We start from the raw sequence: 12,069 nt of genomic DNA, 5'->3' as shown, positions 1-12,069 counted from the left end.
TGGGCCAGAAGAAGCTCGTTCTTCTCAGCTTCGCTCAGCACATGAAGCGGGGGTGGGGCCATCAGCAGGGTGAATCAAACTCCGAGTCACCGCGCAACCATTTTCTGCCAACCTCCTGAGCAGTTACAATAAAACAGCTATTTATCAACGAATCCTGAATCGACGTGCGATAAGCCTTAACGATGTTTTCAAGGAATGAGGCTAGCCAAGACTTGTTGATTACCTCGCAATTGAAAATTCAGCATGATCCGCAAAACGCAATCGATCGGGGCAGGCAAGACCGTTTGCGCACTTGGCAGCCTTGCCCTGCTGCTTGCGCATCCAACCACGGCTCAGGCCGAACCCCTGCTTGATGATGCCAAACTGCTGCTGACCAACGGGATCAGTTCGGTCGAAGGCGCCAGTGGCGGTGGCCTTGCCAGTTGGAGCACCATTGCCGGGCGCGGCACCGAACGCGCCATCGGCATCTCTGGTCACGCCACGCTGATCGTATTGCCCGACTACGGCTGGCAAAGCCACGGCATCGCGATCGGCATCCATGACCGGCTGGAATTCGCCTATGCCCGGCAGAACTTCAACACCCGCAAGGTCGGGGCCGCACTGGGTCTGGGCCAAGGGTTCACCTTCAATCAGGACATCCTTTCGGCCAAGCTGCGTCTGGCGGGCCATCTGGTCTATGGCCCGACTTTGCTGCCCGCCATTGCGATCGGCGTACAGCACAAACGCAATCTCGACGGCGCCATTGTCCGCGCGGTCGGCGCCAAGGCCGCCAGCGGCACCGACTTCACGCTGAGCGCGTCCAAGCTCTTGCTGTCGCACAGTGTGCTGGTGGACGCGACCGTACGTCTGACCAAGGCCAACCAGTTCGGCCTGCTCGGCTTTGGCGGCGACCGCAGGGCAGGCGCGAGCCTGCAGTTCGAAGGTTCGCTCGCCTACATGCTGTCGCGGCGGCTGGTGGTCGGCGGTGAATACCGCACCCGCCCCGACAACCTGGGTATCGCGCATGAAAACGATGCGGTGGACCTGTTCGTGGCCTATGCGCCGATCCGCAATGTCACGCTGACCGGCGCCTATGTCGATGTCGGTTCGGTCGCGACGTTTGGCGGCCAACGCGGCGGGCTGTTCTCGGTCCAGTTCGCGTTCTGATGAGGTTGCAGCGATGTCCCTGACCTTTGCCCTTGCGCTTGCCTCGCAGCCCCTGCCGCCGGCCGAAGCCGTGTCACCAACTCCGTCGCAAAGCGCCGCCAACACCGCCGAACAGGTCGATTGGGACCGCGAATTCGGCGTGAAGCGCAAGGAGCGCGATCCGCTGACAGGGGAAATCCCGGTCGATCCCTATGTGCAGAGCAATGCCAATGCCGGGGCGAGTCCGTTCGTCGGAACCGCCATGGCGCGTGCGTTCGGCGGCCAGGCCGGAATCCGCCGGATCACCGACCGCTTCGTCGCGATCATCGTTGCCGACCCGCGTATCAAGGCGATCTTCGTCGATCATGACCAAGTACGCTTGCGCCGCACCCTGTTCGAACAGTTCTGCCAAGTTCTCAATGCCGGATGCACGTATACCGGACGAGACATGGCATCGTCGCACAAAGGTCTGGGAACAACCCGCGCCGATCTCAACGCGCTGGTCGAGGATCTGCAACAGGCGATGCGCGAACACCACGTCACCTTTCGGGCACAGAACCGCTTTCTGGCCAAGCTGGCGCCGATGGATCGCGATGTCGTCGAGCGCAAGGAGCGCCGTCTTTTCCGCCGTCATCCGGGCTGATCGCATACTTCGGAAATAAATAATGGTGATCCTGCATTAAGTATTTCCCCCAAGCCAGTAATACGGCATACTTTCGTTCATAAGAATGGACAGGGGATGAAATGCCATGAACATCATCGAACTGCAAAAAGCGATCGGCGCCAAGCCTGACGGCATCTGGGGCGATGGTTCGCGCAAGGCGCTGCTCGCGGCGTTCACCAATCCCGCCCCGGCCAAGCTTTCGGCCGCCGATGCCAAGCCATTTGCCGACAGGCTGAAGGTCAGCGCCAAGCAATTCGCCGCGGTCGCCAGTGTCGAGGCTTCGGGCCTGGGTTTTGACTCGTCTGGCAAGCCCAAGATCTTGTTTGAACGGCACAAGTTTCACGGCTTCACCGGCGGCAAATACTCGGTCAGCACGTTCAGCAATCCGCAGGGCGGCGGCTACGAAGTCAGTAGCTGGGACAAGCTGCTCGGCGCGATCGTCACCGGCGAGGTCGATGCCGCGTTCATGTCGGCATCGTGGGGCAAATTTCAGGTGCTCGGCCAGTACTGGAGCGATTTCCACTACGACTCGCCGTTTGCGCTGGCTTTCTCGACCGTGCCCTCCGAAGCGGGGCACTACGAATTGCTCAGCCGCTTTATCGAGCACAACAAGTTGCAGGACGAAATGGCTGCAATCTCGACCAACCCTGATACCTGCCGCGCCTTTGCCAAGGCCTACAACGGCCCGAAGTACGAGCAGTTCAACTATCACAACAAGCTGGCTGCCGCGATGAAGTGACGCTGGCTGTCCGGCGGTTCAACGCAGCGCTGGGCGGTGGGTCGGATCGAGCGCGGCAAGGGTAAGCCGCTGCTCGATCGCGATCGACAGGGCCAGATGCGGCGCGGCAAGAATCGACAGCATGCGAAACACTTCCGCTCCCAAATGCAGGCTGTAGGGCGCCAGATCGGCAGCTGAAGGGCTGGTCGCTGTTTTCTGGAGCACGAGCCAGATTGCCAGCAACGCGATACTCAACGCGGACAGGCCCGCGCCCTCTCGCAGCGCGCGCTGCCGCAAGACCGTAGGCAGTGTCGCGATCAACTGGCGCCAATGCCGAGGGGCATGCAGCCCGACGAAAAACAGCGTGAACCCCTCCAGCGGAGGCAGGATCAGCAGGCCAAGGTAGCCCAGAGCATAAGCCGCGACCCAGATCCGGTGCCCCGAGCGCCAGGACTGGTACAAGCCCACCGCCGTCACCAAGACGGCGACCGGCGCGCTGGCGGCAAGCCATTGTGCGACAAGCGCGGCGTCGGGCGTTCTGGTGAGCGCGATGAACAATTCGGTTACCGCGACCTGCTGGCCGAAACTGGCGACGGAGATGACGGCGAGTCCGGCCATCGCTCGCAGCAGACCGCCGGGCAGCATCCCCCAGTCTTCCCCGAAATGGAACGCCGAAAGGCACATGAAAACAACCAGCGCCAGCAGCGGAACCCGCCACCACAAGAGCGCCATCACGACCGCGACGAGCAAATAAGGAACCAGCACCCAAAAAAGTTCACGTCTGCCCGAACCCCACGCCTTGGCGGCAAGTGACAGGTCACAGGCGCCGTGCGGCAACCCGCCGAGCAGCATGATGCCGATCGCGGCCAGCGCCATCGGCTCGCTCTCGACCGACCACAGCCCGAACCGCGCGCCCAACGCGTTGCAAGACGCCAGAACGAGCAACAGCCAGAACACCGGTGAAATCCGGGTCTGGCCGTTTTCTCCGCTCGAAAGCGTTCGGGATTCCAAGTCAGGGATCCGCGGGATGGATCGGTCACCAAATGCCATCCCGCCGAACCTTTGCGTCACGCGGCTTCGAGTTGTGACTTGCGCACCGCGATATTGAACACCAGCAACCCGACCACCGCCTTGGCGATGAGATCGGCAATCGTGTAGCCCAGCTGGATTGTCGTGGTCGCATCCGCGCCGCTCAGGTGCACATAGGGCGCCATGTAGACGATCGGATAGAAACCCCAACTGGCGAAGGTAAGCAAGCGAGCCTGCTTGACCAGCCCCTTTACGGCACCGGGCTGGCGCTCGATCGAGGCACCAAGACCGCTGAACAGCTGCCAGACGATGTAGACGAACGGGATGGCCGAAAGCGTACCCCACAACGCGCGGGTCGGGATATCGGCGGCCACTTCGCCGGGATAGCCCAGTACGATCATCAGCGCTGCCGCAAAGCCGAGCGTCAGCGACTTGCTGCGCGCGTCGGCCGGATCAAGCCGCATTACCAGCACCAATTCGACCAGCAGCAACGGCACGGTCAACAGCCAGTCGACGTATCGATAGGCATCGTTGAAGGCGTATCCGGTGGCCGCGACCACGCCATTGCGAACGTCGTAAGCCGCTTCCCAGCTATTGAAGATGCGCCAGTAATGATAGGCCGCAATTGCCGTGACCAGCCCGGAAATCGTCACCGCCGTGCGATAAGGCGCCGCAACGTCGGATCGGCTGATCCAAAGAAAAAGCGTAGTCGCTGCCATTGCCGCCAGTGTAAACGAGAATGCGTTGTATATCAGCGAGTATTGAAACAAGGTTATTCCTTGCATCGCCAGTCTCCCATTGTAACCCGTGTTTATGAATTATGACTTGGGTTGTGGAAAACTGACCATCTCGGGCAAAAAATAGCAACCTGATCTTTGGTGAAATTTGGAACAATATTTTAAAATCACAGCGGAACTTTGCCATCACTGATGCGATTGGCTGCCCGACGAAGCCCCCTTTGCAGACACGGAGACAGCGCTATGCTGGCGACTGAAAACGACACGACAAAGGGATGGGGAGCCATGCGCAAACGAACGATCGGCCTTGCATTGGTGGGCGCGGTATTGCTTGCAGCCGGCGGCTGGTACGCCAGCCTCGACAAGGAGACGCGCGGCCTGCTGGCGGCCATGCCGACCGATGCCGACGTGCTGAGTTGGTCGGTGCCGCAGCGCGACGCCGCGTTCCGCGCCATGGATCGTTTGCCGGTGCTGGCCAAGGCCAACAGGATTTCGCCCTCCCCCCACCCGCTGCCACTGCCGGTCGGCAAGCCGCTGGTCGTCCCAGGCCTCGATCAGTACATGGCCAACCAGCGCGCCGCCGGGCTGGTGATCGTGCAGGACGGGCGCATCCGGCTGGAGCGCTATGCGCTGGATTTCGATGCCAAGGGGCGCTGGACCAGCTTTTCGGTGGCCAAGTCGTTCACCTCCACGCTGGTCGGTGCGGCCATTCAGGATGGCGCGATCCACAGCCTTGAGGACAAGGTCAGCCGCTATGTCCCCGGCCTGCGCGGTTCTGCCTATGATGATGTCACCATCCGCCAGTTGCTGACCATGAGTTCGGGCGTCCGCTGGAACGAGGACTACGAAGACCCCAAGTCCGACGTTGCCCGCTTCAACAACGCCGCCCCAGAGCAGGGTCTGGACGCCACCGTCAGCTACATGCGCAAGCTGCCGCGCGCCCATCCTCCCGGCGAAGTCTGGCATTACAACACCGGCGAGACCAACCTGATCGGCGTGCTGGTGTCCGAAGCCACGCACAAGCCGCTGTCGCGCTATCTTGAGGAAAAAGTCTGGCATCCCGCCGGGATGGAAGCCGAGGCGACCTGGCTGCTCGACAAGACCGGCCACGAGATCGCCGGCTGCTGCCTGCAGGCCGCGACGCGCGACTTTGCCCGGATGGGCCTGTTCGTGCTGGCCAACGGGCGTAGTGGCGACCGCCAGATCGTGCCGCCCGACTGGTTTGCGCAAGCCACGCACAAGCAGAAGGACGATGGCGAGCCGGGTCGTGGCTATGGCTTCCAGTGGTGGACGTATGATGAGGGGTCGGTTGCCGCGCAGGGCATCTTTGGCCAAGGCATTTTCATCGACCCCAAGCGGCGTCTGGTCATTGCCAGCAACGCCAACTGGCCCCGCGCCGATCTTGGTCCCCAGCCCGCCGCGCGCGAGGCGTTCTACAAGCAGGTGCAAGCCCTGATCGACGCGGGGCAATAGAGCGCCCGCTTCCCCCCAATGCACTTGACCCGCAATATGCGAAAGGGCGCCCTTTGCAGGGGCGCCCTTTCCACTCGACCGGACTTGCCGCGGCCGATCAGCGTGGCAGTTCGGTAACCCCCATCAGCGCTTCGTCCACCGCACGCGCGGCCTGACGGCCTTCGCGGATGGCCCAGACGACAAGGCTTTGGCCGCGCCGCATGTCGCCGCAGGCAAACACGTTTTCGACGCTGGTCTTGTAGTCGGTGACATTGCCCTTCACGTTGCCGCGCTGGTCGAGCTCGACGCCAGCCTGTTCGAGCAAGCCAAGCTTGCGCGGGCCGACAAAGCCCATCGCGAGCAGGATCAGATCGGCCTTCAGCGTGAATTCGCTGCCGGGCACCTCCTGCATCTTGCCGCCGACCCATTCGACACGGACGCATTCGAGCCCGGTCACGTCGTTTTCGCCCGCGACCCGCTTGGTCAGCACCGCGAATTCGCGCGCGACGCCTTCTTCATGGCTGGACGAGGTGCGCAGCTTTAGCGGCCAGTTCGGCCACGACAGCGCCTTGTCCTCCTTTTCAGGCGGACGCGGCATGATCTCCAACTGCGTGACCGAGGCGGCGCCCTGACGGTTGGACGTGCCAACGCAGTCCGATCCGGTGTCGCCGCCACCGATCACGACAACGTGCTTGCCGGTGGCGACCAGCGAGCCGCGCGGGGCGGCGCGTATTTCGTCGTCGCCCGCCACGCGCTTGTTCTGCTGGGTCAGGAACTCCATGGCATAGCGCACGCCGGGCAGTTCGAAGCCCGGAATGCCGATCGGGCGCGGGTCTTCCGCGCCGCCGGCCAGCACCACCACATCGAAGTTTTCGCGCAACGACGCGACCGACACGGTGACGCCGACTTCGACCGAAGTGCGGAATTCTACCCCTTCGGCCATCATCTGCACCAGACGGCGGTTGATCAGGTGCTTTTCCAGCTTGAAGTCAGGGATGCCGTAACGCAGCAGACCGCCGACACGGTCGTTCTTTTCGAACACCGTCACCGAGTGCCCGGCGCGCGCCAGTTGCTGGGCACAGGCCATGCCAGCCGGGCCGGAACCGACCACGGCCACCGACTTGCCAGTCTTTTTCGCCGGAACCTGCGGTTCGATCCAGCCTTCCTTCCAGCCCTTGTCGACGATGGCGCATTCGATCGACTTGATCGTCACCGGCTGGTCGACAATGTTCAGCGTGCACGCCGCCTCGCACGGGGCGGGGCAGATGCGGCCGGTGAATTCCGGGAAGTTGTTGGTCGAATGAAGATTGTCCAGCGCCTCGCGCCAGTCGTTCTCATAGACCAGATGGTTCCAGTCGGGGATCTGGTTGTTCACCGGACAGCCGTTGTGGCAGTACGGAATGCCGCAGTTCATGCAGCGCGACGCCTGCCCCTGAAGCGCGTTCTCATCATGCGGGATGACGAATTCGCGGTAGTGCTTCAGCCGCTCCGCCGGAGCGTCATAGCTGCGATCCTTGCGATCGACCTCGAGAAAGCCGGTTGCCTTGCCCATTGTAATCTAACCCTTATTCCCCGAATGTCTTACTCTGCAGCGACCGAAGCAGCGGCGAGGCGCTCGGCCTCGAGCTGTCGGAGCGCGCGCGCGTAATCACGTGGCATGACCTTGACGAAACGCGGCAGTTCCTCGGCCCACTTGTCGAGGATGGCGCGGGCGCGCTTGCTGCCGGTGTGGAGGAGGTGGCGTTCGATGAGGATGCGCAGGCGCTCTGCATCGTGGCGCAACACGTCGCCCATGCCGAAGTCGTTGACATCGACCCCGCGCTGTTGCGGACGGCCGGTGCCTTCATCCTCATCCGGTTCAGCCGCGATCGGCAGAAGGTCGACCATGGCGGCGTTGACCAGCTTACCGAAACGCCCTTCCGGATCATAGACGTAGGCGATACCGCCCGACATGCCTGCGGCAAAGTTGCGCCCGGTGTTGCCAAGCACGACGACAACGCCGCCGGTCATGTATTCGCAGCCGTGGTCTCCGGTGCCTTCGACAACCGCGATGGCGCCCGAGTTGCGCACGGCAAACCGTTCACCCGCCACGCCGTTGAAATAGGCCTCACCCGCGATCGCGCCATAAAGCACGGTGTTGCCGACGATGATGTTCTCGGTCGCCTCGCGCTCGACATGCGCTGGCGGACGCACGATCACGCGGCCACCCGACAGTCCCTTGCCGACATAGTCGTTGCCGTCACCGACCAGATCGAGCGTAACGCCGTGTGCCAGAAACGCGCCGAACGATTGCCCCGCTACGCCCCGGAAGGCGATGGCGATGGTATTGTCGGGCAAGCCCTTGTGGCCGTACTTCCTGGCGACTTCGCCCGAAAGCATGGCGCCGACCGTGCGGTTGACGTTGATCACGTTGCGCTCGATGCGCACCGCCTCGCCCCGCTCCAGCGCAGGCCGGGCAGCAGCGATCAGATCGTTGTCGAGTGCAGCATCGAGCCCGTGATCCTGACGCCCGCTCCAGTTGAGCGTGGTGCCCTCCACCGGTTCCACCTGATGCAGCAGCTTCGACAGGTCGACGCCTTGCGCCTTCCAGTGGTCGACTGCCTTCTTGGTGTCGAGCCGGTCGACCCGGCCGACCATCTCGGCAACGGTGCGGAAGCCCATTTCGGCCATGATCGCGCGCAACTCTTCGGCAACGAAGAAGAAGTAGTTGATCACATGTTCGGGCTGGCCAGTGAAGCGCGCGCGCAGCACCGGATCCTGCGTGGCGACGCCGACCGGGCACGTGTTGAGGTGGCACTTGCGCATCATGATGCACCCGGCCGCAATCAGCGGCGCGGTGGCAAAGCCGAACTCGTCCGCGCCCAGCAACGCGGCCACGGCCACGTCGCGCCCGGTGCGGATGCCGCCATCGGCCTGCACCGCGATACGGCTGCGCAAGTTGTTGAGCAGCAAAGTCTGCTGGGTTTCGGCCAGACCGATTTCCCATGGACTGCCCGCGTGCGTCAGCGAGGTCAGCGGTGAAGCGCCGGTGCCGCCTTCGTAGCCCGAGATCGTCACATGGTCGGCGCGCGCCTTGGAAACGCCCGCAGCAACCGTGCCTACGCCCACTTCGGACACCAGCTTGACCGAGATGCGCGCGCCGGTGTTCACGTTCTTGAGATCGTGGATCAGCTGCGCGAGGTCTTCGATCGAATAGATGTCATGGTGCGGCGGCGGGCTGATGAGGCCGACGCCCGGAGTGGAATGGCGGGTCTTGCCGATGGTCTTGTCGACCTTGTCACCGGGCAACTGGCCGCCTTCGCCGGGCTTGGCACCCTGCGCCATCTTGATCTGGATGTCGTCGGCATTGACGAGGTATTCGGCCGTGACGCCGAACCGGCCCGAAGCGACCTGCTTGATCGCCGAACGCATCGAATCGCCGTTGGCCAGCGGGGTGAACCGCGCCGGATCCTCGCCGCCCTCGCCGGTGTTCGACTTGCCGCCGATGCGGTTCATCGCCAGCGCCAGCGTGGTGTGCGCTTCCCAGCTGATCGAGCCATAGCTCATCGCGCCGGTAGCGAACCGCTTGACGATCTCGCTGGCGGGCTCGACCTCGGCGATGTCGATCGCCTCGTCCGCCGCCTTGAGGTCCATCAACCCGCGGATTGTCAGCAACCGCTCGGACTGCTCGTTGATGCTGGCGGCAAATTCGCGATACTTTTCGGGAATGTTGCCGCGCACCGCGTGCTGCAGGCTTGCCACGTTCGACGCGGTCCAGGCGTGCTCTTCACCGCGCAGGCGCAGCTGATACATCCCGCCCACGTCGAGCATCTTGCGATAGATCGGGTTGTCGCCATAGGCGCTGGCGTGACGCTGCACCGTCTCTTCGGCCACCTGGGCAAGGCCGACACCCTCGATCGTGGTGGCGGTGCCGGTGAAGTACTTGTCGACGAACGCCGTGGACAGGCCCACCGCATCGAAGATCTGCGCCCCGCAATACGACTGGTAGGTCGAAATGCCCATCTTGGACATGACCTTGAGGATGCCCTTGCCGATCGCCTTGATGTAGTTCTTCTGAACGTCATAGGTCGTCAGCGGCAGATCGCGCTCAATGCGGATCTGCTCCAGCGTCTCGAACGCCAGATAGGGGTTGATTGCCTCGGCACCGTAGCCAGCCAGCACGCAGAAGTGGTGAACTTCGCGCGCTTCGCCGGTTTCGACCACCAGCCCGGTCTGCATGCGCAGACCCTGACGGACAAGGTGGTGGTGCACCGCAGCGGTTGCCAGCAGCGCTGGCATCGGCACGCGGTTCTCGTTCTGGCTGCGGTCCGACAGGATCAGGATGTTCTTGTCGGCCAGCACCGCTTCGGTCGCGGCCCAGCACATTTCCTTGAGCGCCTGCTCAAGACCGGCAGCGCCGGCGGCGGCGTCCCAGGTGATGTCGATCGTCGCGGTGCGGAAAGCGCCGTCCAGCGCCGCCTCGACCGAACGGATCTTGGCGATATCGTCGTTGGTCAGGATCGGCTGGTCGACTTCCAGCCGCTTGTGGCTGCCGGCATCGCGGCCGAGCAGGTTGGGACGCGGCCCGATCATCGAAACAAGGCTCATCACCAGTTCCTCGCGGATCGGGTCGATCGGCGGATTGGTGACCTGTGCGAAGTTCTGCTTGAAGTAATCGTACAGCAGGCGCGAGCGCTTCGAGAGCACCGCGATCGGGGTGTCGGTGCCCATCGAGCCCAGCGGATCGTCGCCATAGATCGCCATCGGCTCAAGGAAGCGGCTGATGTCTTCCTGCGTGTAACCGAAGGCCTGCTGGCGATCGAGCAGCGAGGTGGTCTCGCCCGGCAATGCGGCCAGTTCGGGCTCGATCACTTCAAGCTCCTTGAGCTTGTACTGAGCGGCAGCGAGCCATTCCTCATAAGGTTCTGCGCCCGAAAGCTGCTCCTTGATCTGCTCGTCCTCGACGATCACGCCCTTTTCAAGGTCGATCAAGAGCATGCGACCGGGCTGCAGCCGCCACTTGCGCACGATATCCTCTTCACGGAACGGCAGCACGCCACTTTCCGAGGCCATGCAGATCACGTCGTCGCGGGTGATCGTGAAACGTGCGGGGCGCAAGCCGTTGCGATCGAGCGTTGCGCCGATCTGGCGCCCGTCGGTGAAGGCCACGGCGGCCGGGCCGTCCCACGGCTCCATCAGCGCGGCGTGGTATTCATAGAACGCGCGACGCGCCGGGGTCATCAACGGGTTGCCCGCCCATGCCTCGGGGATCAGCATCATCACCGCATGCGACAGCGAATACCCGCCAGCCACCAGCAGTTCGAGCGCGTTGTCGAGGCAAGCCGTGTCCGACTGACCATGCGGGATGATCGGCCACATCTTGTCGAGATCGGGGCCGAGCAGCTCGGATTCCATGGTGCGGCGGCGCGCGTTCATCCAGTTCACGTTGCCGCGAACGGTGTTGATTTCGCCGTTGTGGGCCACGAACCGATAGGGGTGCGCCAGCTTCCAGCTGGGGAAGGTGTTGGTCGAGAACCGCTGGTGCACCAGCCCGAGCGCCGAAACCGCATCGGGATCGCGCAAATCGTCATAGAAGCTGCCGACTTGCGTGGCCAGCAGCAGACCCTTGTAGACGATCGTGCGCGACGAGAAGCTGGGCATGTACAGTTCGGCGATGCCGGGCAGATTGTGCTTTTCGGCCAGCGCATCAAGCGGGTTCTGCGTCTGCTTGCGGATGGCGAGCAGCTTGCGCTCGAACGCATCCTGATCGGGCGTGCCTTCGCCGCGCGCGATCACGCACTGGCGGATGACCGGCATCTGTTCGAGTACGGTTTTGCCCAAGCCATCGAGCGTGACCGGCACATCGCGCCAGCCGATCAGTTCCTGCCCTTCCTTGGCGATGAACTTCTCGAAGTATTCGATGACGATGGCGCGGCTCGGCTCATCCTGCGGGAGGAAGCACATGGCCACGGCATAATCGCCCGGCGCGGGCAGCGTCTTGCCCTCGGCAGTGGCCCACTTGCGGAACAAGGCATCGGGCAACTGGATCAGGATGCCGGCGCCATCGCCCAGCAACGGATCGGCGCCCACGGCGCCGCGGTGATCGAGATTGCGCAGGATTTCCAGCGCCTGCTCAATGATCGCGTGGCTTTTCGTGCCTTTGATATGGGCAATGAAGCCCACGCCACAGGCGTCATGCTCGTTACGCGGATCGTAGAGGCCCTGAACCGGCGGAAAACCCATTTCTATTTGTGTCCTGCATCCTGAAGTGGAACGCCCACGCGAATCGCGCTGCCCCGAAAGGCAACGAAAGTTGCGCGAAGTTCCCCCATGACTGCAGGAAAGTTATTTTGCAACTGCGCGCA

General features: G+C 63.0%; 8 protein-coding genes. 4 read left to right on the top strand and 4 right to left on the bottom strand.

Features of this window, described 5'->3' with window-relative positions:
- Nucleotides 1–243: 243 nt before the first annotated feature.
- The 3 genes from LDN95_RS18770 (at nt 244) to LDN95_RS18760 (ending at nt 2,528) form a co-directional block, all read left to right on the top strand.
- Nucleotides 244–1,146 (top strand): DUF3034 family protein, encoded by a 903-nt coding sequence (locus LDN95_RS18770; protein WP_226019099.1) that lies wholly within the window; start codon nt 244–246, stop codon nt 1,144–1,146.
- A 13-nt stretch (nt 1,147–1,159) separates the two neighbouring features.
- Nucleotides 1,160–1,768, top strand: a complete 609-nt coding sequence (locus LDN95_RS18765; protein WP_226019098.1) for a group 1 truncated hemoglobin — start codon at nt 1,160–1,162, stop codon at nt 1,766–1,768.
- Nucleotides 1,769–1,874: 106 nt separating this feature from the next.
- Nucleotides 1,875–2,528 carry an N-acetylmuramidase domain-containing protein gene (locus LDN95_RS18760; protein WP_226019097.1) on the top strand — a complete coding sequence of 218 codons (654 nt, stop codon included), beginning with the start codon at nt 1,875–1,877 and terminating at the stop codon, nt 2,526–2,528.
- Between the two features lie 18 nt (nt 2,529–2,546).
- Here LDN95_RS18760 and LDN95_RS18755 read toward each other — a convergent pair whose 3' ends face one another.
- Nucleotides 2,547–3,518, bottom strand: a complete 972-nt coding sequence (locus LDN95_RS18755) for a Brp/Blh family beta-carotene 15,15'-dioxygenase (protein ID WP_226019096.1) — start codon at nt 3,516–3,518, stop codon at nt 2,547–2,549.
- A 56-nt stretch (nt 3,519–3,574) separates the two neighbouring features.
- Nucleotides 3,575–4,321: a bacteriorhodopsin-like gene (locus LDN95_RS18750; protein WP_226019095.1), complete on the bottom strand. Its 747-nt coding sequence runs from the start codon at nt 4,319–4,321 to the stop codon at nt 3,575–3,577.
- Nucleotides 4,322–4,558: 237 nt separating this feature from the next.
- Here LDN95_RS18750 and LDN95_RS18745 point away from each other — a divergent pair, with 237 nt between their 5' ends.
- Nucleotides 4,559–5,746, top strand: a complete 1,188-nt coding sequence (locus LDN95_RS18745) for a serine hydrolase (protein ID WP_226019094.1) — start codon at nt 4,559–4,561, stop codon at nt 5,744–5,746.
- Between the two features lie 97 nt (nt 5,747–5,843).
- On the opposite strand, the gene LDN95_RS18740 is transcribed toward LDN95_RS18745, so the two are convergent.
- Nucleotides 5,844–7,277 (bottom strand): glutamate synthase subunit beta, encoded by a 1,434-nt coding sequence (locus LDN95_RS18740; protein ID WP_226019093.1) that lies wholly within the window; start codon nt 7,275–7,277, stop codon nt 5,844–5,846.
- A gap of 29 nt (nt 7,278–7,306) precedes the next feature.
- Nucleotides 7,307–11,947 carry a glutamate synthase large subunit gene (gene gltB, locus LDN95_RS18735; protein ID WP_226019092.1) on the bottom strand — a complete coding sequence of 1,547 codons (4,641 nt, stop codon included), beginning with the start codon at nt 11,945–11,947 and terminating at the stop codon, nt 7,307–7,309.
- Nucleotides 11,948–12,069 lie beyond the last annotated feature (122 nt).

Source organism: Novosphingobium sp. FKTRR1 (assembly GCF_020404405.1).
In the GTDB taxonomy this organism is placed as follows: Bacteria; Pseudomonadota; Alphaproteobacteria; order Sphingomonadales; family Sphingomonadaceae; genus Novosphingobium.
Note: the sequence above shows the minus strand (reverse complement) of the source record. Positions and strands in the feature narration are given on the sequence as shown.